Genomic DNA, 23503 nt, shown 5'->3' with positions numbered 1-23503 from the left:
GTCGGCGCTCAGTCCATGTTCAGCCTGCGTTCAGCAAGAACCGCTGCATCACGTCGGCCAGGTCTTCTTGTTTGAAGGGTTTGGGCAGGTGGCCGTTCATGCCGGCGGCCAGGCAGCGGTCGCGGTCGCTGGGCTGGGCGTTGGCCGTCAGGGCCACCACCGGCAGCGGCTCCAGGCCATGCTCGCGCTCCCACAGGCGCAACTGTCGGGTGGCCTCCAGGCCGTCCATGCCCGGCATCTGCAGGTCCATCAGCACCAGGTCAAACGCCCGGGGCTGCCGGCGCAGTGCGGCCAGCGCCTGCTGCCCATCTTCCACCCGTGTCACCTGCAGGCCCAGGTTGCTCAGCGTGGCCTCGGCGACCAGGGCGTTGACGGCGTTGTCTTCGGCCAGCAGCACCCGGGCGTTCACCGACACCGGCAAGGTGGTGGCCACATGGGGCGGCAAGGTGCTGGGCCAGCCCAGGCTGTCGGGGCCCTCGCCGGCCGGGGTGTCTGTCGACGCAGAGGCCGGCAGCGCCATGTCGGCGGGCGGGTTCAGCGGCTGCAGGCCGCTCTGAGCGGCCGGTGGCGTGGTTTGCAGGTCGGCAAAAAAGGTGAACTCCGAGCCCCGCCCCAGCACCGATTGGCAACGGATGTCGCCGTCCATCGCGCGCGCCATTTCGCGCGCGATGGTCAGGCCCAGGCCCGTGCCCTTGTGCTTGCGGCCAAAGCTGCCGTCCACCTGATGAAAGGCCTCGAACACCAGGGGCACCTGGTCGGCCGGGATGCCCTCGCCCGTGTCCGACACCGTCAGCACAAAGCGCTGGCGGCCGGGGTCGCGCGCGGCTTCGGTGTGCAGCTTCACCCGCACCTCGCCCACCTCGGTGAACTTGATCGCGTTGCCCACCAGGTTGCTGAGGATCTGGCGGATGCGCCCACCATCGGCCCACACCCAGCAAGGACGGGGCAGGCGCAGGTCGACCTGCAGGCTCAGGCCCTTGTCCTGGGCGTTGACGCGCAGCACCTCCAGGGACTCGCTCAGCAGGTGGTGCAGGTCCACCGCCTGGGCGTCCATGTGCAGCTTGCCGGCTTCGATGCGCGAGTAGTCGAGCACGTCGTTGATGATCTCCAGCAGGTGCTCGCCAGTGTGCTCGATCAGCTCGGCCTGGTGGCGGGCCTCTTGCAGCAGCCCGGGGCGGGGTGGCAGGCGATCGCGCAGCAGGCGCGCCAGGCCCAGGATGCCGTGCAGCGGCGTGCGCATTTCGTGGCTCATGGTGGCCAGGAACTGGTCCTTGACCGCGCTGTGGCGGCGCGCCAATTGCAGCGCCTCCGAGCGCTCGCGCGCGATGCGGTCGGTCAAAAAGCGCAGCCACAGCAGCTCGGTGATGCGGCGCTCGGCCCGGCGGCTCTCGAACAGCATCACGCCGGTCAGGGTGGCCAGGCCCAGGCCGGCGAACAGGCCCAGGGCGTCCTGCCGCGTCAGCAGCATCACCGAGGCGGGCAGCAGCATGGGCAGGTTGGTGGCCAGGTTGGGCCGAAAGTGCGCCTGCAGGGTGAAGGTGGACACCGAGGCGGCCCCCACCAGCGTGGCCACGACGGCGGCGTTGGTCACCATGTCGTCCACCGGCACCAGCAGGCCCGCCAGGCCCCAGATGGCCCCGTGCACCAGGCAGACCTGCGACAGGCTGTCCAGCCACCGGGGTGAGGCGCGGTCGGCGGCCCGCAGGTAGGCCTGCCAGTGGCCCCAGCGCAGCAGCGAGCCCAGCACGCACAAGATCACCCACCCCAGGGTGCGCTCCATGTGTTGCCACTGCTGTTGTGCGCCAATGACCAGGCCCAGCGCCATCGCGCTGAACGCACTCACCACCGCCACCTGCAGGGTGGGCGAAAACAGCATGCGCAGCCGTTCGGCGCGGATCAGGCGATCCAGCTCGGGGTCATCAAGGACGGCGCGGGCCGGGTCGGGGGCAAGCAGCATGGATCAAGCAAAAACAGGCCGCAGGGCCCCAGACGATCGAAAGCCGACGCGGCGCACGCCCAAAAGCGTCACGCGCCAGTTTGGCGTGAAATGCCAAACATGCTGAGTCTTGCTTGTTGCGCTGTCAATCCAGAGAAAACAGGGGGGTCAGGTAAGCAGACGTTTCTGCGGCCGGGCCTGACGCAGGCCGGCCAAGCCCAGCAGCCCCAGGCCCATCAGGGCCCAGGTGGCGGGTTCGGGGATGGCGATGGGCGGGTTGGGAAAGGCCTGTGAGGGCGGCACAAGGCCGCCAAAGTTGGGGCTGAGCATGACTTGAGCAGACAGTGTCATGCCCAACTCCACCTCGTTACTCCAGTAGTTGGCCAAGCCAATCTCGAACGTGCCACCGTCGCTGAAGCTGCCTGTTTCCTGGGAGAAATTCCAGAATGCGCCGGTGGGAATGTCCGAGGACACGCTGCCGATGGGTTGTGTGGATGACAGCGGGTTCAAGCCAATCTTCAACGAGGCGCTGACAGCGCTGGCCTCCGGATTGGTGTCTTGGCCTGCGATCGGTGCCAGCAGTGCGTCGAGGTCGTTATGACCTTGGAGAGACCACGTGCCCGAGATCACGATGCCTGTGTCGCCACTCAGGATGAGCGTGCGCTGCCCGGTTGGCGTACCGTACTGCACGGTGGCACCGCTCACGGACAGGTCGCCCCACGTGCTGTTCGCGATGGTGTTGCGACGTGCTTCAACCTCGGCCGTGCTGATGGAGAGGCTGGCCCCGAATTCGTTGCCCTCGAGCGGAAAGTTGGGGCCAACCAACGACAAGTCGGCATCGATGTTCGAGATCGTTGGGCCTGTCTGCAGGCCAACCACGGTCGGCAGCCACTGCACCGATGGCGCCACGTCATCGAAGGGGTTCAGGTCCACCAGCGTGAACGTCAGGTTGCTCAAGCGGGCTTCGCCGGCCATGGCCAGGTCGGCGGTGCTGGCCTGCGCCGGCGCACCCACCAGGCCGCACACCAGGATCAGGGCCGATGGGGTGAGCTTGAAGCGCAAGGACGAACGACAGTGGGCCATGGCGGCGGTCTCCCCGAGGTGTTTGAGATGGTCTGCGCGCATCATCTGCAGACACATCCGGGGTGTCAACCACCTGATCAGGGTCGGCCGGATGGCCGACGGGGCTCAGCCTTCGCGCGTCATGTTCAGGCGTTCGCACACCCGCATGGTGGCCAGCTGGAAGGCCTGGAAGTGCAGGCCCACCTGCTGGGCCAGGGGCTCGAGCGACTGCCACACCCCCTGTGGGTCGGCGGCTTGCGTGGGGTTGAGCAACAGGGCGTCCACGGCGGTGCCGATGGTCAGCAGCTTTTGCACCGTGTCGCGCTCTTGAGGCCACTGGCTGGGGGCACTGGGCCGGGCACGCACGCTGTCGGCCACATCGCGCGACAGGCCCCAGCTCTGGCACAGGGCCGCGCCCAGGGCCGAATGGCTCACGCCAAAGGCCTCGATCTCGGCGGCGCACAGCAGGGCCTCTTCATCGTGACCGGATTCCAGGGCCGCGTAGCGGGTCTGGTCGTAGGCGTACAGCACGGCGCGCCCACTTTCGGCAAACAGGCCGGCGGTGTGGGCCAGCCAGGGGTCCACGTCCAGCTGGCGGGCAATGCGCCCCATGGCCAGGCCGCGGATGCCTGCGCGGTCCCAGATGCTTTGCAGCAAGGGGCTGGGTGGAAACGCCCCGCGCAGGCCGATCTCGTAGGTCAGGCCCGCCACCTGCGCCATGCCCAGGTAGCGGATGCCCTCGTGCACCGTCTCTACCCGCTTGAGCAGGCCGAACAGCGCCGAGTTCACCGTGCGCACGATGGCCGACGACAGGGCCATGTCGGTCTCGATCAGCGCGGCCAACTGGTCGACCGTGCAGTCGTCGTCGGCCATCAACAATGACAGCTTGACCAGCGTGCTGGGGCAGGCCGGCAGGTCGATGTTGAGGTTGCGGAGTTGGGGGGCGATGCTCATGGGGCCGAGTCTAGGCCGCCTGCGCCCGCCTGAAACCCCGAACAGCGGCCCGGAGTGTGGCTTTTTACCGGGGGATGAAACGCCGCCGCAGGTTCTGGCCTGGCAGGCCCTGTTGCTTGCGGAACTCGCTGGGCGGCACGCCCTTCCAGCGTCGGAAGGCTTCGATGAAGGTCGTGACGTCGGCGTAGCCCAGGCGCTCGGCGATTTCGCCATGGGTCAGGCTGGCCGAGCCCATCAGCTCTTCGGCCAGGGTTGAGCGCACCTCTTCCAGCAAGGCGCGGAACGAGGCGCCCTCGGCCGTCAGGTGCCGGCGCAGCGTCCGCGAGGTCATCTGCATTTCGGCGGCCACCTCTTCCATGTCCGGGATGTGGCCCGGGGTGCGCAGCAGGCGGTCGCGCACCTGGGCGGCCACGCCGGTGCGCTGGCTGCGGCGGTCCACCAGCTTTTTGCACATCTGCTCGCACAGCTGGGCCGTGTGGCTGTCGGCCTGAGGCAGGGGTTGTTGCATCAGGCCGGCGGCAAACAAGCTGCGGTCGTGGCTTTGCCCAAACTGCGGGCAGATGCCAAACAGGCTGGTGTAGGCCTCGGCCACGTCGGGCGTGGGCTCGGGGCGCCGCATCAGGATGGCCTGGTAGGGCAGGGGCTGGCCCAGGATCTCGCGCTGCAGCGTGATCACCGAGGCCCGGTCGCGGTCAACGATGAAGCCGCGCACATCCGGCGGCAGGTGGTCGCTGTGGTAGGTCACCGTCACCAGCTCGGCGGCTTGCTCCACCTCGTTGGTCGTCAGCGAAAAGGTCTGGTTGAGCATGCGCGAAGCCATGCCGATGGCCGCGCCCAGGGTGGGGCTGCTCAGCACCGCGTAGCCCCACAGCCCGTAGGTGGTCACGTGGTAGCGCGTGCCGGCCTGCAGGCCCAGGGTGGGGATGTGGGGCAGCGCCTGCTGCAGGTTGCGGATGAGCTGGATTTCTTGATGCGCATCAATTTCACCCTTGGGGTCGTCCAGCACCGCACGCGTGATGCCGGTGTGGCGCAGCATGTCGTCCACGCTCACGCCATGGTCGTAGCCCAGCTGGGTCAGCACCCGCGCCGTCGCCACGCCTCGCCGGAAATCCCAGGCGGCCCTGGGGATCGATTTCGCGCTCATGACGCTGCCTCTCCGTTCGTCTGTGTGACGACCGATTATGTCGGATGAGGCCGGCGAGGTGTCCGAGATTCCGTGGCTTTACCCGGATTTACGAGGGGTATTGGGGCGCAATTTCAGGATTTTCGGACAATCGCCAGGCCCTTGAGGTATTCGCCCTCGGGGAAGGTGAGGGTGGTGGGGTGGTCCGGGGTGGCTTCCAGGCGCTGCAGCAGGTAGCCGTCCACGCCGGCGTCCATGGCCGCCCCCGCCACGATCTTGTGGAACAGCTCGGCCCCGATGCCGCCAGAGCACGAAAAGGTCAGCAGCAGGCCGCCCGGGTTGAGCAGCTTGAAGGCCAGGCGGTTGATGTCCTTGTAGGCGCGGCTGGCGCGGTCGGCGTGGGCGGCGCTGGGGGCGAACTTGGGGGGGTCCAGCACGATGGCGTCAAAGCGCTTGCCCTCCTGGATGAAGCGGCGCAGCGTGCCATTCACGTCGGCATCCAGCGCAGTGTGAGCACTCACTTCGTAGCCATTCAAGGCCACATGGGCGCTGGCGCGGGCCAGGGCCGGGCCGGACGAGTCCACACTGAACACCTCGGTGGCGCCGCCGGCCAGGGCCGCCACGCTGAAGCCACCGGTGTAGCTGTAGCAGTTCAGCACGCTCTGGCAGCCGAACTGCCGCACCAATTGCGCAAACAGCCCCCGGTTGTTGCGCTGGTCCAGGTAGTAGCCGGTTTTGTGGCCTTCGGCCACGTCCAGGGTCAGCTTCCAGCCGTTTTCATCGATGGTGACCTCGGTGGAGCGGCGGCTGCCATCGGCCGTCTCGGGGTGACGCAGCCAGCCGGTCACGGGCGCCAGGCCTTCCAGGCCGCGCACGCCGGAATCGGAGCGCTCATACAGGTAAGGGCAGCCGGTCACGGCCACCAGGGCGTCGGCGATGGCGTCTTTCCAGCGTTCGGTGCCGGCGCTCAGAAACTGGGCGCTCAGCAGGTCGTTGTACTGGTCGACGATCAGCCCGGGCAGGCCGTCGGCCTCGCCATGGATGAGGCGGATGCCGTTGGAGGGGATGCCCAGGCGCTGGCGCAGGGCAACGGCGGCCTGCACGCGGCGCTCGAAGAAGGCCGCGTCGATGCGTTCGGCTTCGTCAAAGCTCCAGGCGCGCACGCGGATCTGCGAGCTGGGGCTGAAGGCCGCCCAGGCCAGGAACTTGCCGTCGTGCGACTGCACGCGCACCGTTTCGCCCGGGTCGCCGCCGCCTTTGGCCACACTGCCCTGGAACACCCAGGGGTGACGGCGCCACAGCGAGCGTTCTTTGCCTTCGCGCAGGGTGATGACTTTCATGGTGCAGGGGCCGGGTTCAGCGAGGTCGTTCAAACCCTGTATTGTCTGCCGAGACGGAACTTCGCCCCGGGACAGCCCCCCTTGTGGCCCACCGCAGAGCGTGTATCGTGACACGTCACCCCTGAACGTGGAGCAGTATGGCCTCGCAAGCAAGTCCCGATGGCAAGGGCGCCAGCGACCTGTCGTCCGGACTGGATTGGCAGGCCGAGCGTGCGGCCCTGCAAGACGAATTGCACGCGCTGCGGGCCCAACTGGCGGCCCAGACCGCCGACCACGCGCGCTGGCAAACCATCCTGGACCGCATGCCGGGCGCGGTGGCCTATTGGGATGCACACCTGCGCCTGCGCTACCTCAATCCCTACCTGGCCCGGCACTGGGCCCACAAGGACGAGGCCACGCAGGGCCTGGGCCTGTTGGGGCGCCACATCACGGACGTGCTGTCCGCCGCGGGCTGGGCGCGCACCCGGCCCTACGTGCACGCCGCCCTGGAGGGGCGCGCCAGCGTCTGTGAACACGTTGAGCGCGACGGCCTGACGGCCCATGTCAGCTACACGCCCGACCTGGTGCAAGGCGAGGTCCGGGGCTTCATCGTCATGGCCCTGGACGTGACCGAGCTCAAGCGCGCCCAGGCGGCGGCCGAATCGGCCAGTCGCGCCAAAAGCGAGTTCCTCGCCAGCATGAGCCACGAAATCCGCACGCCGCTCAACGCCATCATCGGCTTTGCACAGGTGGGCCAGCTCAAACACACCCAGCAGCCCGAGGTGGTGGCCGATTTTGACCGCATCCTGCAAGGTGGACAGCACCTGCTGCGCCTGCTCAACGACGTGCTCGACTACTCCAAGATCGAAGCGGGCAAGCTCACCCTGCAGCCCGCCGAGCTGAACCTGCCCGAGCTGCTGGAGCGCACCCTGGGCCTGCTGCGCGCCCAGGCCGATGCCAAAGGGCTGAGCTTGTGCCTGGACGTGGCGCCGGGCACGTCGGCGCGCTGGTGGGCCGATGGCCTGCGCTTGGGGCAGGTGCTGCTCAACCTCTTGAGCAACGCCGTCAAGTTCACCGAGCATGGCGAGGTGCGCCTGCGTGCCGAGCCCTGGCGACAGGGGCTGCGCCTGGTGGTGGAAGACACCGGCCCGGGCCTGGACGCCGACATGCGCGCCCACCTGTTCGAGCCCTTCGAGCAAGGGCAGCACAGCCGGCGCCTCAGCGGCGGCACGGGGCTGGGCCTGTCCATCTGCAAACGCCTGGTCGACCTCATGGACGGGGACATCAGACTGGACACCCACACCATGAGCGGGACCCGCTTCGTGCTCACCTTGCCCCTGCAGGCCTTGGATGAGCAGACAGCGCTCATCGACAACGCCGATCCGGCCCGCCGAGACCCGGAGGTGATCGCCACCGTGCCCGGCATGCTGTCGGGCCTGCGGGTCCTGGTGGCCGAAGACCACCGCGTCAACCAGATCGTGCTGACGCAGTTCCTCATGGCCCTGGGCGCCGAGGTGGACTGCCGTGACGACGGCGAGGCGGCGCTGGACGCTGTGCGCCAGGCCGGCGTCGGCGCCTACCACCTCATGCTGTGCGACGTGGACATGCCGGTGCTGGACGGCTGTGAGGCCGCCCCCTTGATCCACCAGATCGACCCGGGTCTGCCCATCGTGGGCCTGACCGCCCACGCGCTGGACGAAGCGCGTGAACGTACCCGTGCGGCCGGCATGGTCGACCACATCACCAAGCCCTTTTTGTTTGACGACCTGCGTGAGCGGGTGCTGGCCCACGCCCGCCGATGATCCGAACGGACCATCCGTAACCCGCAATGGCGCACCACGGCGGTGCCGTTTGCCACAATGCCCCGGTAAACTCAGGGGTGTTAGACATGTGCAGGGTCAGCCTCGCCTAAGCTGCACCACAGACCGGCCTGTTCAAGCCGGCCGGATCGCAGCTCTGGCTTTGGCTTCAACCTGCAAGGAGCAGTTCATGTCCCTTCCCCTCGACCTTGACGGCACCGCCGTGTTGCAGCGTACCTTTCAGGGCCAGATCGCCCTGCTGATGGGCTCGGTGGATGACCAGCCCGCCGCCCGCCAGTTGTTGTCTGTGGTCAATGGCTACACACCGCTGGCCCACCTGGTGCGCCGCTTGCAGGCCGAACATGGCACACAGGCCACCCAGGCCGCCGTGCAGCACCTGGTGGCGATCGGCTACGTCAAATCAACGCCGCCGCCCAGCACCGCGCTGCCCACCACCGCGCAGTGGCACTGGGGCGACGACGAGCCATCCCTGCACGCTTGTTGAACCACCCCGGCTGAGCCGCCCGATTCACTTGCGCTTGGCGCGGGGGTGGGCCGCGTCGTACACGCGCGCCAGGTGCTGGTGGTCCAGCCGGGTGTACACCTGCGTGGTGCCGATGTGGGCGTGACCCAGCAGCTCTTGCACGGCGCGCAGGTCGCCGCTGGACTGCAGCAGGTGGCTGGCAAAGCTGTGGCGCAGCATGTGCGGGTGCACGTGTTGGGTCAGGCCGGCATCCAGGGCCAGCTGCTGAAGCCGCTTGCGCCACTGCGCGGCCGTGATGCGCCGGCCCAGCCGACTCAAGAACAGTGCTGAGTCCTGCGGCGCCACCAGGCTGGCCCGCACCTGCAGCCAGGCCTGGAGGGCCCGGCGCGCGGCCGCGCCCATGGGCACGATGCGCCGCTTGCTGCCCTTGCCCAGCACGTGGGCTTCGCCGGCCTGCAGGTCGATCCAGCCGTGGGCGCCGGGGCCGGGGTGCACGTCCAGGCCCAGCAGCTCGGCGCTGCGCAGGCCGCTGCCATACATCAGCTCGACCATGGCGTGATCTCGCGCCGACAACCACGGCCCTTCGGTTTCCATGCGCCGGGCGGCGGCGGCCGTGGCCGCGCGGGCCACCATGACTTCGGGCTTGGGTTGCGCCTCGGCCAGGGCCACGGCCTGGTCCACCGTCAGGGCCTTGGGCAGGGGCTTGGGCGCCTTGGGCGCCCGAATGCCCTCGGCCGGGTTGGTGGCCACCAGGTGCTCTTGCGCCAGCCAGCGGTACAGGCCCCGCCAGGCCGACAGCGCGATCGCGATGCTGCGCGGGCCCAGGCCCTGCCCATGCAACTGTCCTACCCAGCCCCGCACGTGGTGGGCCTGCACCTGCGTCAGCCCGATGCGCTGAGCCTCGCAGGCCCGCTGCAGCCGTGCGAAGGCTTCGGCGTACATGGCCAGCGTGCGCTCGGCCAGCCGGCGCTGCACGCGCAGGTGCTCCAGGTGACGGTGGATCAGATCGGGTTCAGACAAGGGCCGAGCGGCAGACATGCGCCCATTGTGCGCCGGCTGGCGACGCCCCGCCGGGCGCTCACTTGGTTGAGCGTCGTGCCGCCGCGCCCACGGCCAGCAAGCCCATGGCTATCAGCGCCCAGGTGGACGGCTCGGGCACGGCCGACACCTGTGGCGCACCAGTGATCAAGGGCATGTCAGAGGTGTTCAGGCCGGTGGGGGACGAGATTACCACCGTGCCACCTGCGCTGAACGGCGGATCATTCGATGGCGTCTGTGGCGATTGAAGCGAAATGCCGCCAGCGCCAACGTCTCCGTCGGCTTCGATCACGATGGCGTTCGACGGGTTTGGTGCGTTGCCCAACAGGTCTCCCACGCGGTCACTGCCATGGGCAGCGCCCGTCAGTGCCAAGGCGACGATGAACAAAGACGAACGCATGGAACCCTCCCGTGATCTTGCATTGATGTGCGTGCCACTATAAAGCCATGCGCCGCGTGCCATCACCCCCGGGGGCGTGGGGGCACTCTGCACAGCCCCACCGCCAGCAAACCACCCAGCGCCAGTGCCCACGCGCCTGGCTCGGGCACGGGCGACAAAGACGGTGACAGCGACAGGAAGCCCTCTGGCGGCTCCGTCGTCAAGGTCAACGAACCTGACAGCATCTGCAAACGCCCGCCTGCCGACACAGATGGACGGCCTTCGTGTCCCGCGACATGGATCATGGCCCCGGGCGTGATGACGATCGATCCACCCGGCGCCGTTGGGCCGCTGCCCATGGGTGGTCGCTGGCTTGGCGCGCGGTTGGCGAAGACGTCAATGGTGCCGCCAGGCGACACCAAGCCACCGTTGAGCACCACCTCCAAGCCGTCCAGCACGATGTGAGGCGCCACCAGCGTGAGGTCGCTCAGGCTCAGCCGGCCATCGGCGCGCAGGGTGATGGCGTCCGCCGCTTCCAGGCGGGCATTGGGTGCCAGGCCGGTCAGTGACAAGTCGCCTGCGCAGTCCATGGCCACCACATCGCCCCAGCGTTGGCTGAAAGCGCCAGTGCAGTGCCCCTCAAACGCCCAGTCTGCAGATCCCACACTGGCCTGGGCCCCGGTGACCATGCACAGCATCCACACTGCACGCGGCAATCGCATGTTCGTTCTCCCTTTTTTGCCGCAGCTTACGGGCGCGCCATGACATGCTCATGACACACGAACAGATCACTCTGAGCGTTCAGCCCCGGCCACCGGCACCAGCAAACGCGACAGCGCCGCGCTGGCGATCTCTGCCACCTGCACCAGAAAGTCCACACCCATGTCGGCGGTGTAGCGCGTGGGGTCGGGCGAGCCCAGCACCAGCAGGCCAAAGCAGGCCGGGCCGTGGTGCAGAGGCAGCAGGGCCACCGAGGCCATGCTGGTGCCATCGTCCAGCCAGCGGCTGGCCTCAAAGCCTGCGTTCACCCCGCAGTACGGCAGGCTGAGGCTGGCGGCAAAGCTGCGGGCGTCGTCGCTCACGGCCTGGGTGCAGGGCAGGTCGGCCAGGCCGGTGTGCAGGGCGTGGGTGTCGGTGCCCCACACGCGCACCGCCGCTTGCGGGATCAGAAACTGATCTTGCAGTCCCTGTACCAGCACCTGGGGCAGGATGCGGTCGTCGTGCGTGAGCATGGCCTCGCGCACCCAGTGGTGCAGGCGGGCGGCGATGGCTTCGTTTTCCTGGCTGTGGCGGATCATGTCCATGATGCGCCGCTCCAGCCCGCGGATTTTCTCGCGCAGCATCTCCATTTGCCGCTCTTGCAGCGACACGGCCCGCCCGCCATGGGGGCTGACCAGCTGCACCGCACCCAGCAGTCCGGCCTGGCGCTCGAAAAACCCCGGGGTGTGGATCAGGTAGTTGGCGATCTCGTCTTCGGTGATGCCTTGCAGGGTCATGTCAGCTTGCTCACAGTTCGGGAATGTCGATCTCGCCGTCAAACACCTTGACGGCCGGGCCGGTCATCATCACCGGCGTGCCGGGGCCGGCCCAGCGGATGGTGAGCCGCCCACCGGGCATGTCCACGTCCACGGTGTCGTCCAGCCAGCCCAGGCGGATGCCGGCCACCACGGCCGCGCAGGCGCCCGAGCCACAGGCCAGCGTCTCGCCGCTGCCGCGCTCGTAGACGCGCAGCTTGATGTGCTGGCGCGACACCACTTCCATGAAGCCCGCGTTCACGCGGCGCGGAAAGCGCGCGTGGCCCTCGACCTGCGGCCCGATTTCGTCCACAGGCGCGTGCTCGGCGCTGTCCACCCGCATCACCGCGTGCGGGTTGCCCATGGACACCACGGCCACCTCCAGCGGGTGGTTGGCCAGCTGGATGGGCCACAGCTCGCAGCCGTTGACCAGCTTGGGGCTGAGACCCGTGGCGTCAAACGGCACCTCGGCAGGCACCAGGAAGGGCGCGCCCATGTCCACCGTCACGCGGCCATCGGCCTGCAGGCGGGGCTCGATGATGGCTTTTTGCGTTTGCACACGGATCACGTCTTTGGTCGTCAGGCCCGTGTCGTGCACGAAGCGCGCGAAGCAGCGCGCACCGTTGCCACACTGTTCCACCTCGCCGCCATCGGCGTTGAAGATGCGGTAAGTGAAGTCGGTGCCCGCCGCCGCGTGGCCGGGCTCGACGACCAGGATCTGGTCGGCGCCCACGCCCAGCCGCCGGTCGGCCAGAAAGCGAAACTGGGCCGTGCTCAAGGTGTGCCCTTGCGCCAACGGCCCCCGGGTGGCGTCGAGCACGACAAAGTCGTTGCCCGCGCCGTGCATCTTCGTGAAACGCAGCTTCATCCGGGGATTATCGGTCGGTTACCAAACCACTGACATCTTAGGGATGCACTTTGTGGCGGCGCTTGCCCATCATGCGGGCACGATCACTCTGGAGGCATGCACCATGCGCACCGATGTCCGACCCCTGATTCGCCCGGCCGGCTGGGCCCTGAGCACCTTGATGCTGGCCGGCACCGCCCAGGCCCTCACCCTGGAGCGCGGCACGCCCAGCACCCTGACGGGCAGCCTGGGGCCGTTCCAGGTGAACTCGGTGGACGACGCGCCCAGCGTGAGTGGCTACCACGCCGGCGGCAGCCTGCTCACCGAGGTGGATCCACCGCTGCCCGTCACGCGGGTGCAGTACGACGTCTACAACACCAGCCCCAGCAGCCTGGCCTTCACCTACACCGTGAGCTATGCGCCGGGCGCTACCGTGCTGGGCGCGGCCACGCCCCAGGGCTTCTACACCGAGGCCGGCGACAAGCTCACCTACTGGGCGGGCACAGGTTATGCCACGCTGTTTGACCGGGGCTACGGCACCTATGCCGAAGACGGCAGTGAGTGGGTCATCGAGTACACCGCCGACAGCGTCAGCTGGACGCAGCGGGGCAACGGCATGGCCGAAGGCACCGCCACCGGCTTGACCAATTTCGGCTTCAACGCCACGTTTGGGCTGTACTTCGAGCGTGGCACCGCGCTGGGCTGGATGCCGGCGTCCATGTCGGGCTACAACCGCAGCATTCCCACGCAAGGCATCTCTGAGGGGCTGGTGATCTCGGCCGTGCCTGAACCCACGACCCTGGGCCTGTTGGCTGCAGGGCTGGTGACGGTGGCGGGGCTGGGGGCCACCCGCCGCACGCGCCGCTGAGCGTCACACCCTGAAGCGTTGCACGGCCTGGGCCAGATCCCGGGCCTGCTGGCGCAGGCTGTCGGCGGCGGCGGCCGATTGCTCGACCAGGGCGGCGTTCTGCTGGGTCATGTGGTCCAGTTCGGTCACCGAGTGGGTGACCTGACCAATGCCGCTGGATTGCTGGCGCGTGGCCTCGGCGATCTCGCCCATGGCGTGGCTCACGCGCTGGATGGACGACACGATCTCGGTCATCACCGAGCCTGCCTCGCGCACCTTTTGCGAGCCCACCTCCACGCGGTCGACCGACTGGCCGATCAGGCCCTTGATCTCGCGGGCGGCCTCGGCACTGCGCTGGGCCAGCGAACGCACTTCGCCGGCCACCACCGCAAAGCCCCGGCCCTGTTCGCCGGCACGGGCGGCCTCCACGGCGGCGTTGAGCGCCAGGATGTTGGTCTGGAAGGCGATGCCGTCGATCACGCCGATGATGTCGCTGATCTGGCGCGAGGCCTGGCTGATCTGCTCCATCTGGCTAACCACGCTCTCGACCACCTCGCCACCCGTGCTGGCCTGGGTGCTGGCCGTGTCGGCCAGGCGGTTGGCCTCGGTGGCGGCCTCCGCCGAGTGCTCCACGGTCTTGCTCAGTTCGTCCATGGAGGAGGCGGCCGACTGCAGGTTCGAGGCGGTTTGTTCGGTGCGGTTCGACAGGTCCTGGTTGCCTGCGGCGATCTCGGTGCTGGCCGTCAGCATGCTCTCGGAGGACTCGCGCACCGAGGCCACCATCTCGCGCAGGCCGTCCTGCATCAGCCGCATGGACTGCATCAGTCGGGCGATCTCGTCCTGGCCTCGGGGGTTGATGTCGCGCGTCAGGTCGCCATGCGAGATGGCCTCGGTGATTTCTTCGGCCCGTTTGAGCGGGCCCGTGATCGACACGATGGTCAGGCCCATCAAGGGCAGGAAGATGATGCCGGGCGACAGCAGCAAGGCCCACAGGGCGATGATGGCCATGTTGGCACTGTCTTCGGCCGCATCACGCCGGGTGTTGGCCAGCTCGGTCACGCGCGCATGCAGGGCCGATTGGGCTTTTTCCACCTCCAGGGCCAGCTCACGGGCCGGGCCACTGGACTGGAAGGCTTCTGCCGACGAACCCAGGGCCAAGGAGGCCACCAGCTCCAGCGTGGGGCGCATGCTCTGGCCATAGGCCTGGAGCTGCTCTTTGAGTTGTTCGGCGGTCACGCGCACATCGTCGGCCGGTGCCGAGGCCACCACGGCGTCCAGGGTGCCCAGCGTGCGCTTGAGCGACTCATCCCAGGCCTTGAGGGCCTCTTCGGCCGAGACCGAGTCGCCCGCGTTGATCATGGCGTTTTTTTCGAAGCCGCGCAGCTGGCTCATGTGGCCCGCCAGTTCGGCCATGCGCTGCGTGGCGGTGAACTCCTGGGCAGCGAACTTCGTGAATTCGTCTTGCAGTTTGAGCAACTGCCAGCTCATGCCGCCGCCCACGATGGTGCCGATGGCCACCACCAGGCCCATGCAGATCAGCAGGCGCGATCGGATGGAGTAATTTCTCAGCCAGGTGATCCAGTTCATGCGGGTGCGCTCCTCGTTCGATGAGGCGCCAGCACTTCGCTGCGCGGAGGTGACGCCTTGGCTCGGTATCGGCGCGCGGGCCCCGAACTTGAGGCGTTCAGTACAGGCCGGGGCTGCCTGCCGGGCGGGTTTTGAAGCGCTTGTGCACCCACAGGTACTGGGCCGGCATGCGCTGGATCTGCGATTCGATGAACTGGTTGAGGCGGGCGGTGTCGGCCTCGGCATCGGCGGTGGGAAAGTCCTTCAGCGGCGTGAGAAAACGCACGCGCCAGCCCCGCCCCCCGGGCAGGATCTCGGTGATCACGGGCTGCACCGCCATGCCCAGCAGGCGCGACATGCGCGAGGGCGCCAGCAAGGTGGCCGCCGGCACGCCGAAGAAGGGCACGAAGGCGGCGTCTCTGCGCCCGAAATCCATGTCGGGCAGGTTGAAGAAGCCGTGCCCGGCCTTGATGGCCCGCAACAGCGGCTTGACCGAGTCCTGGCGCGGGAAGATCTCGGCATTGCCAAAGCGCAGGCGTCCGCGTTTCATGAGGCGGTCCATCAGCGGGTGGCTTTGCGCCTGGTAGATCGAGGCGCCGGGTCGGGGCTGTTTGAGCAAGATGGCCGCACCGGCCACGTCCAGGCCCACAAAATGCGGGCACAACCACATCGTGGCCTGCTGGCGGGTTTGCCACAGGCGCTCGGCCAGCTCGATGTCGCCCTCCACCTGGATCAGGCGCCGGATGCGCGCCTGTGGCGCCCACCACAGCACAGCCCGGTCCAGCAGGCTTTGTGTCAGCCACTGAAAGTGTTCGCGCGCCAGGGCCTGGCGCGCTGGCTCGTCCATGTCAGGAAAGCACAGGGCCAGGTTGCGCAGCGCCACGCGACGGCGCGAGCCCGCCAGGCGGTACAACAGCCGGCCCAGCCCGCGCGCGAAGGCGGCCAGCACGGGCAGTGGCAGCCAGTGCAGCAGCCACAGCAGGCCCAGGCCCAGGCGGATGCCGCCCTCTTTCAGCCAGGCGGTCATGCGCCGGCCCCGCCCTTGACGTCGGCCGAGGTGAGCGCTTCGGCGCGCGGCCCCTTGTATCGGTTGTAGCCCCACAGGTACTGCTCGGGTGCTTGCATGATGGTGGATTCCATCAGTTGGTTGAGGGTGAGCGTGGATTGTGCCGTGTCTGCGCTGGCCAACTGGGCGGCCATGGCGGCGTCCACCCGCTGGGCGTGCACCACGTACTCACACCCCTGGCGCCAGCGCGCCCAGGGCCCCAGGCGCTCACCGCGCATCAGCACCACGGCGCAACCGGTCTGGGCCACCAGCTTCGGGGCCATGGTCATGGTGTAGGCCGGGCGCCCAAAAAAAGGCGCCCACTGGCCCATGCCCTCCGGGGGCACCTGGTCGGGCAGGATGCCCACCGTTTCACCCCGTTTGAGCGCACGCAGCATGGCCCGCACGCCCGCCAGCGTGGCCGGGCTGGTGTTCAGGCCAGGCCGGCTGCGGGCGTCGATCATGACCTGGGCCAGCCAGGCTTGCCGGGCGGGCCGGTACAGGGCGGTCATGGGTGCGCGTGGCCCAAACCGCTCGGCGTAGGCCATGGCCACCATCTCGAAGCAGCCCAGATGCGGCGTGAGGATCAGCAGGCCGCGCGAATCGTCCAGCGCCTGGTCGATCGCCTCGGCGCCTTCCCACCGCACCCGTGCGCCCAGCGGCACTTCACGTGGCCAGGCCCACAGGCGGGGCAGCTCGGCCACCATGCGCCCGGCGTGGGCCACGGCCTGCCAGCGCTGCCACCAGCCCAACCCGGCCTGGCGGGTGTGCGCCCGCACATGCCGCCGGTAGCTGGGCGACAGCAGGTAAGCCAGCCACCCCAGCACGCTGCCCAGGGGGTGCAGCACGGCCAGAGGCCAGGATGACAGCAAAAAAAACAGGCGGCTCATGGGTCTGGAAGATGCAAACAAGCTGCGAATCTTCTCAGATCCTGGCAAGTGATCCCTCAAGGCGCGTGTTGCCCCCCGAGGGCTGGGGCGTCACTCGTGCTGCGGCATCTCGGTGCCCAGCTGTCCAATGTCGCCACGGCGGCAGTTCAACGAGACCCGAGTCGGGTTCATGCGGCGAGGCGCATTTCCCCATTCGGTGGGGCCATTCACTGACAGCCAGTAGCGTCGGTCGATGGCACCTTGAAACACCCGCTGGAAGCTGTAAGTGGCCGCTTTCTGGCCGTCGGCGCCGCGTTCGAAGTCGCTGGCATGCAGGATGACGCTGTTGGTGGTGTCGTCGCCGTTCAGTCTCAGGCGGACCGAGCCGATCTGGCCCGTGGCGGTGAGCGTGGCGCGCAACATGACCACGGCCGGGCACTCGTTGTCGCGGCTGACCCGTTGAGCCTTCAAGGACATGGACTTGATGACCAAGGCCGCGCCGCCGCGCCTGGGGGGCACGGCGGTCGCATCGATCGCGCCATCACGCGGCACATCGACGTACCGGCACGGTTGCGCGTAAGCGCTGCATTGATGCCACTTGACGCCCCAGATGCGCTTGGTGCGGCAGCAATAGCCATCACGGCAATCCGAAAACGGAACGCTTCGCTCGGCCAGCCCCCAGTCGTCCCACGCGCTGCCAAACGTCGAGGTGGCCCGCACCTCTTGGCGCCAACGAATGCGGGCATTGCGTTGGGCGGCATTCCAGATGGTGTCCCAGGCCCCTGGTTTCCCGACGATCACCGAGTCACGACACTCTCGCGTTGGTTGATCGTCAGACCAGGCTGGCGTGGCGAGCGCCATGAGTGCACTCAGCCACAACAGGCAGTTGGCGATCCTGGCACTGCGGTTGAAGAATGCCCTCATGTCAATGTCCTTTCGGCTTAACAGCACAGCTCAAGCTCATCGCCGATGGCGATGGCGTCTGTCAGATTGGGGGGCTGGTGATGATGAATTTGTGCAAATGTGTTTGCACCTTGAACCCAGTCGCAGGTTTGAGCACTCCCTAGGCTTAGGGGCCGTCGTCCCAGGGGCCTCGTGGGCCATTTGCACCACATCGCCCACCAGGGGCGTGATCCGCTACACTCAACACCACATCGCCGAGTTAACAGGACAACTTGCGGGGCGATTCACAAATGCCGCTAAAGCGTTCGCCGCTGCCCGGAAACCGTTCCACAGCCCCGGCGACGCCGAGGCCCTTGAACCATCAACCGGAGCTTTTCACCGTGGCGAACGATTTCCTCTTCACCTCCGAGTCCGTCTCTGAAGGTCACCCCGACAAGGTGGCCGACCAGATCTCGGATGCCATCCTCGATGCCATCCTGGCGCAGGACCCAGTGTCGCGCGTGGCCGCTGAAACCCTGACCAACACCGGTCTGGTGGTGCTGGCTGGCGAGATCACCACGCAGGCCAATGTGGATTACATCCAGGTGGCCCGCGACACCATCAAGCGCATCGGCTACGACAACACCGACTACGGCATCGACCACAAGGGTTGCGCCGTGCTGGTGGCGTACGACAAGCAGTCCAACGACATCGCCCAGGGCGTGGACCGCGCCAGCGACGACTACCTCAACATCGGCGCCGGTGATCAGGGCCTGATGTTCGGTTACGCCTGCGACGAGACGCCCGAGCTGATGCCCGCGCCCATCTACTACGCCCACCGCCTGGTGGAGCGCCAGGCTCAGTTGCGCAAGGACGGCCGCCTGCCCTTCCTGCGCCCCGATGCCAAGAGCCAGGTGACGATGCGCTATGTGGACGGCAAGCCCCACAGCATCGACACCGTGGTGCTGTCCACCCAGCACCATCCTGACCAGTCCGAGAACGCCACCACCATGAAGGCCTCGTTCACCGAGGCCGTGATTGAAGAGATCATCAAGCCGGTGCTGCCCAAGGAGTGGCTGCAAAACACCCGCTACCTGATCAACCCCACCGGTCGCTTCGTGATCGGGGGCCCGCAAGGTGACTGCGGTCTGACGGGCCGCAAGATTATCGTGGACACCTACGGCGGCGCCTGCCCGCACGGCGGCGGCGCGTTCTCGGGCAAGGATCCCACGAAGGTGGACCGCTCGGCCGCCTACGCCGCCCGCTACGTGGCCAAGAACGTGGTGGCCGCCGGCCTGGCCAAGCAGTGCCAGGTGCAGGTGGCCTACGCCATCGGCGTGGCCAAGCCCATGAACGTGACGGTGTACACCGAAGGCACGGGCGTCATCCCTGATGACGAAATCGCCAAGCTGGTCGAGGCGCACTTTGACCTGCGCCCCAAGGGCATCATCCAGATGCTGGACCTGCTGCGCCCCATCTACAGCAAGACGGCGGCCTACGGCCACTTCGGCCGCGAAGAGCCCGAGTTCACCTGGGAGCGGGTGGACAAGGCCCAGGCGCTGCGGGACGCAGCGGGCCTGAAGGGCTGAGGCCTGCGTCAGCAGGGCTTCCTGGGCCTTGCGGGGAGCGGCCGTCAGGCCGCGAGCCACAAGGCGGCCGCCCTGCGTGCGGCTGCGGGGCTGCAAGAGACTCGCGCATCATCCACCTGATGCGCAGCCAAAGCGGGGCCTGGGTCCCCGCTTTTTCGTTCGATGGCTTAAAGGCTGAGATCAAGTGCCACCACCTTTAGGCGGTGACGATCAGCCTCCGGGATGCGTTCGCTTAGGAGCCGTTCCAGGTCTTCTGCATTTCTTGGCCTGACGCCTTCCGGACTTTTCTCTGGTGAGTGTCCGAACCACAGCACCAGGTAAACGCCGTGACCTTGGGCGGCAGGATCAGTGGCATATCGGCCTTCAAGCTGGTCTCGCCAGGCCAGCCAAATCTGTTCGTGGTTTTCTTTCTTGATTTCGATCGGTACGACCACCCGACGATGGTTGATGACGGCACTGACACGCAAGTCGGCTCGTGTGTCTTGTTGTGCGCTAGCTTCCTTCTCCAGTTGCACCGACATGTTGATCAGGCGAGCTCGCAACAGCGGCATGAGCCGATCTCGGCAGGTGTTCTCGATTTCTGGCACACGCTGTTCAAGCGACTTGGCTTTGTTGGTGGCCAGGTATCGCCAGAAGCTCGCTACGCCATTCCATTCGGCGCCACGCAGCTCCTTGCCCAACTGTCGCAAATGATCCACCGTCAACGCGGCCAGATCCGCAACGTTCGCCGGCTCCCTGCTGTACAAGGTCTGGACTACCGATGCAGCTGAAGCGTGCCTGAACCCCGCTTCTCGCGCGGCGCGTGTGTGGGCAGCTAGCGCTCCGTCCAGCACATGGCGCCATCGCATCGTGTGGGAATTGACACGCAACCTGCGAAGCGCCTCGCCCGCCGCAGTTTCAGTGGATTCCGCCAGCCGCGCGATCATGCTGTGCACCAGTTCGCGGCGGCGGTTCGATTCGCCAACCCAGAAGTCGCGGTCTGGTCGATCCGGCTCGGCATGGGGCGCTAGCTGTTCAATGAAGCTTGCCCAAAATGGTGGCGGCAACTCCAGTCGGTGTGGCAATCGCGCGCCCATGCTGATCAATGCATTCGCCATCTGAACCGCGCGTGTTTGACTGCTGCCCGTGAACTTGATCAATGCCTTCGCCATGGGTTCTGGGTCGATGCTGAGTCCGGCCACCAGCCATGAAATCCGTTGTGGCGCATCGAGGCTTCTGAGCTTCAGCCTGGCTTGAATGATGTCGAGCAGCGCATGCTTGTCCACGTGCCGGATGGCCGCTGGCAAAAGAGATTGGTTCAGGTGGCTCAACTGCGCCTGATTGGCCTTTGCAGGAAAGGCCTCCAAGATGGCTGGCAGACACCGTTTTGCGAGCTCTGCCGAGCCTTTCTCGCTGTTTAATGTCCACAAACCTGTGATCGAGCCTTCGGCCCGATGACGCAACATGCCTTGCACATACTGAGTGAACACCTGGGACACCAATTCGACGCGAGATCGCACGATGGAGGAATACCAGGTGGGTTCATCTCCTGTGCCATCTGTCAGCCACATGGCCGCCAAGCGTTCAGTCAGTTCATCCGGCCAGCCTTTGGTGGCATCTGGGTCTTCGCTGGCAATCAGTTCTGCACCGAGGAGGCATGCCGGATCGAGGGGGTGCATCCGCAGTTCACGGCCAGCTTGAAGAATGGCAGTTGCTTCCGGAAGGTCGGTCCTGTTGAGCACCTTTTTCATGCCTTCAAGCGCCACGGGCAACAATGCCGCATCACCGAGGTAATCGCACAGCCGATCCTCCGGCGTTGCACCATGGATGTCGGTGTACCGACCCAGGTAAGACATGGCCATTTGGTGGTAAAGGCCTGAGGGCGCCGAGCCGGTCGCCATGGCCTCCACGTGAGGCGCGATGCGTTCCCGGCGCTTCACTTGTTGAAGCATCTGCGTTGTGCGCCATTGCTCTTGATTCCGCCAATGCTCACCTTGAGCATCGTCGATGGGCCAGCTCCAGATGGCCTCGCGCCAAGCGTCTGCCGCCGGCCACCTTGCTCGCTGAGCCTCACACCACTCTTCCACATCACTCAGCGTGATGTCTGAATCGACAGAGGGGTTGATAGCCTGGTAAGCGGCTTGTTCAACACACCACTTGGCGATGGCTTCTGACGAGGTCTGAGTAGCCAGTGTCAGCAGCCACCGATGCCAGTCTCTTGGGAGCCTCACACCATGCAGCAACTGGCTGGCCTCCCAGAAGTGGGGCGGTGTGGATGCGGGCAAGGCCAGCGTCAGCACCGATTTCTGAACCTGTGCGTGTGCGCTCAACCATTCTCGGATTGCCTGGCCTTCATCCCCCTTCAGGGACCAGAACCCGTGTTCATCCACGGCAGTCATGAGCCAGCGGTGAACCCGCGATGCATCGATGGGCTCGGCCAAGCTGTTCAAGGCCGCAGCAATGATGTTGGCCATTACCCGAGGCATATCGAAGTGGCTTCGGAATGATTCGATGTCCGGATCCAGGTCTGCCAAACCGTCCGCCAGGATGGGAAGAGCAACAGTGGGTGTGCGGGGAATCAGCTCACGACGCCAGAAGCCCATGTAGCTGCCATGAAAGTACTCTGCTTTCGGTGGCCTGAAGTACTGCATCACTTCACTTGGGAGGATGTGGGCGGGGTACAGCGCCTCAAGCAGTGTTCCTGCCAGTTCGTCTTGCGGATCGTCGATCACGTCTTGACGAATGTCGTGTAGCCATGTCAGAGCGGTCCGCATGTCCAGCGACAGCAACCGCGCTTGAGCCAACCAAGCATCCGCTGCTTTGGTGTGAGTGTATGGGGTGTAGCTGTGGTCACGCACGACCTGGTCCAGCGCAGGCAAGAGGTCGGGCAATGGTTGACCGTGCGTGATGGCATCAAGCACGCAATGCAGCATTGACTGATGCGCTTCGGATCGGTCTGGGTTCTCGAAAAACCCTTGGTACGTCTGCTGCATGTCGGCGGTTCCGAGACCACCGAAGGGGTGATCGGCCCAATCGCCATTGCGGAACCAGGCGAACTGTTTTGCCTCCCGTTCGAGCGCTTCAAGAACGTGCAGCTTTTCCTTGACGCTGAAGTCGCTCACGTCTCCGTAGAGCACCACACCAAGCGGATCACGTTCGATCAATGCCAGTCGGTGTTCTGGGCTGTGTGCAGCCAGCCAGGCATGCAAGCCTCGCAGGGGTTGGGCGACGCCGCCATCTTCTGCACACATCAACGCCAGCACCCGAGCAACAGGCAAGGCGCTTTCGCGTAAACGCCGGGCGATCTCTTTGGCGCCAAGGTACTCTGCAACGCTGCGATGCACGGGCTGGATGCTGTCGCCTTCTGACTTGAAGAGCTTGGTTTCCAAGACCGTTCGCAACACCCCTTGCGAAACGTCAAGCGGCAGTGATTTCAGGTGCAACTCATCGGGGCTGTTGAGGGGATCCTCCGTCCACCCTTCGGCGCCGCTCAGCAACTGGATGGCGCACATCATGCCCGCATGACTCAACAGTTCGGATGTGCCGGGGGTTCGATCCCGTTTCTCCAATCGATGAACATCGTTCGCTTCCAATGCAAGGCTTTGGCATGCTCTCTCGAAAGTCTGTGAGCGAGTCTCTGGCAAACGGCCTTGAGTGTCCGCTGCCTCCATCATGAGACGCAGGAAAAGGGGGTTGCCCATCACAGGCATCAAGCCCTGCTGTTCGGCTTGTCGGCAGAACTGATCCACAGCCTCGCCATCACTCAGGCGGGCCCCCAGAATCTGTCGGATCTCTATTTCAGTGAGGGGCTCGAGCTTGAGTTCGACCACGGGTTGCTGGTCGCCCACCAATTGCGAGACGATGCCGCCGTCCAGCGCTTCGATCCAGTCTGCCTCTCGGCAGCTCAAGCGAAAGGGCGGATGTCCCATCGCCTTCAAGATGCCGCAGACAGCGTAAAGAGGACGATTTCGAGGACCATCCCCATTGCCCGCGCGGGCTTCATCTAATCCGTCGATGTACAGGACCTGTCCAGGGGCCAAAGCGGGGGGACTCCAGCTTGGGCTCATCATGTCATGGGCCCTGACGCATGGAGAACCGTTGTGTGCTTCAGCCTCGGTCACCATCGCAACAGTCTTGCCTGCGCCTGGCGGTGCCAGCAACACATAGGCCCTCTCGTACCGCCAATGCGACAAGGGCTGGACCGCCGAGCGCCCCTGGGCCTCGCGAGCGGTCGCGTGGCGGGCAATACGTACCTCAGCGGCGAGATTCAT

The 23503-nt window shown here is 66.4% G+C and carries 19 protein-coding genes; 4 read left to right on the top strand and 15 right to left on the bottom strand.

The annotated features are described in order from the left end of the window. Positions 1–19 precede the first annotated feature (19 nt). The 5 genes from WNB94_RS08740 to WNB94_RS08720 all read right to left on the bottom strand — a co-directional run bounded on the left by WNB94_RS08740 (position 20) and on the right by WNB94_RS08720 (position 6415). Complete coding sequence (locus WNB94_RS08740) at positions 20–1957, bottom strand: ATP-binding protein (RefSeq protein ID WP_341389749.1); 1938 nt, start codon at positions 1955–1957, stop codon at positions 20–22. Between the two features lie 147 nt (positions 1958–2104). Continuing rightward, positions 2105–3019, bottom strand: a complete 915-nt coding sequence (locus WNB94_RS08735; protein ID WP_341389748.1) for a PEP-CTERM sorting domain-containing protein — start codon at positions 3017–3019, stop codon at positions 2105–2107. Between the two features lie 105 nt (positions 3020–3124). Further along, complete coding sequence (locus WNB94_RS08730; protein ID WP_341389746.1) at positions 3125–3952, bottom strand: HDOD domain-containing protein; 828 nt, start codon at positions 3950–3952, stop codon at positions 3125–3127. Positions 3953–4016: 64 nt separating this feature from the next. After that, positions 4017–5096, bottom strand: coding sequence for an AraC family transcriptional regulator (locus WNB94_RS08725; protein ID WP_341389744.1), 1080 nt, complete (start codon positions 5094–5096; stop codon positions 4017–4019). A 113-nt stretch (positions 5097–5209) separates the two neighbouring features. Continuing rightward, positions 5210–6415, bottom strand: coding sequence for a class I SAM-dependent rRNA methyltransferase (locus WNB94_RS08720; protein ID WP_341389742.1), 1206 nt, complete (start codon positions 6413–6415; stop codon positions 5210–5212). Between the two features lie 137 nt (positions 6416–6552). Between WNB94_RS08720 and WNB94_RS08715 the strand changes: the two genes are divergently transcribed. Both WNB94_RS08715 and WNB94_RS08710 read left to right on the top strand, forming a co-directional pair. Beyond that, the gene (locus WNB94_RS08715; protein ID WP_341389740.1) at positions 6553–8196 is read left to right on the top strand and encodes an ATP-binding protein; all 1644 of its coding nucleotides are present in this window, start codon (positions 6553–6555) and stop codon (positions 8194–8196) included. Positions 8197–8383: 187 nt separating this feature from the next. Then, positions 8384–8698 carry a hypothetical protein gene (locus tag WNB94_RS08710; RefSeq protein ID WP_341389738.1) on the top strand — a complete coding sequence of 105 codons (315 nt, stop codon included), beginning with the start codon at positions 8384–8386 and terminating at the stop codon, positions 8696–8698. Between the two features lie 24 nt (positions 8699–8722). Here the strand turns inward: WNB94_RS08710 and WNB94_RS08705 are convergent, their stop codons facing one another. From WNB94_RS08705 to dapF, 5 genes are all read right to left on the bottom strand, one after another. Further along, positions 8723–9715 carry a tyrosine recombinase XerC gene (locus tag WNB94_RS08705; RefSeq protein WP_341389737.1) on the bottom strand — a complete coding sequence of 331 codons (993 nt, stop codon included), beginning with the start codon at positions 9713–9715 and terminating at the stop codon, positions 8723–8725. A 40-nt stretch (positions 9716–9755) separates the two neighbouring features. Continuing rightward, positions 9756–10115: a PEP-CTERM sorting domain-containing protein gene (locus tag WNB94_RS08700; RefSeq protein ID WP_341389735.1), complete on the bottom strand. Its 360-nt coding sequence runs from the start codon at positions 10113–10115 to the stop codon at positions 9756–9758. Between the two features lie 62 nt (positions 10116–10177). Further along, on the bottom strand, positions 10178–10816 hold the full coding sequence (locus WNB94_RS08695; RefSeq protein WP_341389733.1) for a hypothetical protein: 639 nt from the start codon (positions 10814–10816) through the stop codon (positions 10178–10180). A gap of 66 nt (positions 10817–10882) precedes the next feature. Next, on the bottom strand, positions 10883–11590 hold the full coding sequence (locus WNB94_RS08690; protein WP_341389731.1) for a DUF484 family protein: 708 nt from the start codon (positions 11588–11590) through the stop codon (positions 10883–10885). A gap of 10 nt (positions 11591–11600) precedes the next feature. After that, entirely contained in the window at positions 11601–12476 is an 876-nt protein-coding gene (gene dapF / locus WNB94_RS08685; protein WP_341389730.1) for a diaminopimelate epimerase, read from the bottom strand. A gap of 103 nt (positions 12477–12579) precedes the next feature. Between dapF and WNB94_RS08680 the strand changes: the two genes are divergently transcribed. Continuing rightward, on the top strand, positions 12580–13323 hold the full coding sequence (locus WNB94_RS08680) for a PEP-CTERM sorting domain-containing protein (RefSeq protein WP_341389729.1): 744 nt from the start codon (positions 12580–12582) through the stop codon (positions 13321–13323). A 3-nt stretch (positions 13324–13326) separates the two neighbouring features. On the opposite strand, the gene WNB94_RS08675 is transcribed toward WNB94_RS08680, so the two are convergent. The 4 genes from WNB94_RS08675 to WNB94_RS08660 all read right to left on the bottom strand — a co-directional run bounded on the left by WNB94_RS08675 (position 13327) and on the right by WNB94_RS08660 (position 17706). Continuing rightward, positions 13327–14889: a methyl-accepting chemotaxis protein gene (locus WNB94_RS08675; RefSeq protein ID WP_341389727.1), complete on the bottom strand. Its 1563-nt coding sequence runs from the start codon at positions 14887–14889 to the stop codon at positions 13327–13329. 97 nt (positions 14890–14986) lie between these two features. Then, on the bottom strand, positions 14987–15895 hold the full coding sequence (locus WNB94_RS08670) for an LpxL/LpxP family acyltransferase (RefSeq protein WP_341389725.1): 909 nt from the start codon (positions 15893–15895) through the stop codon (positions 14987–14989). Further along, positions 15892–16803, bottom strand: coding sequence for a lysophospholipid acyltransferase family protein (locus WNB94_RS08665; RefSeq protein ID WP_341389724.1), 912 nt, complete (start codon positions 16801–16803; stop codon positions 15892–15894). Before WNB94_RS08665 ends, WNB94_RS08670 begins: the two co-directional genes overlap by 4 nt. Positions 16804–16893: 90 nt before the next feature. Beyond that, the gene (locus WNB94_RS08660; RefSeq protein WP_341389723.1) at positions 16894–17706 is read right to left on the bottom strand and encodes a hypothetical protein; all 813 of its coding nucleotides are present in this window, start codon (positions 17704–17706) and stop codon (positions 16894–16896) included. Between the two features lie 359 nt (positions 17707–18065). Between WNB94_RS08660 and metK the strand changes: the two genes are divergently transcribed. After that, positions 18066–19253: a methionine adenosyltransferase gene (metK, locus tag WNB94_RS08655; protein WP_341389721.1), complete on the top strand. Its 1188-nt coding sequence runs from the start codon at positions 18066–18068 to the stop codon at positions 19251–19253. A gap of 167 nt (positions 19254–19420) precedes the next feature. Here the strand turns inward: metK and eruA are convergent, their stop codons facing one another. Further along, entirely contained in the window at positions 19421–23503 is a 4083-nt protein-coding gene (gene eruA / locus WNB94_RS08650) for an NACHT domain-containing antiphage protein EruA (protein WP_341389720.1), read from the bottom strand.

The organism is Aquabacterium sp. A3 (assembly GCF_038069945.1).
GTDB lineage: Bacteria > Pseudomonadota > Gammaproteobacteria > Burkholderiales > Burkholderiaceae_C > Aquabacterium.
This window is presented reverse-complemented; position numbering and strand designations above follow the sequence as displayed.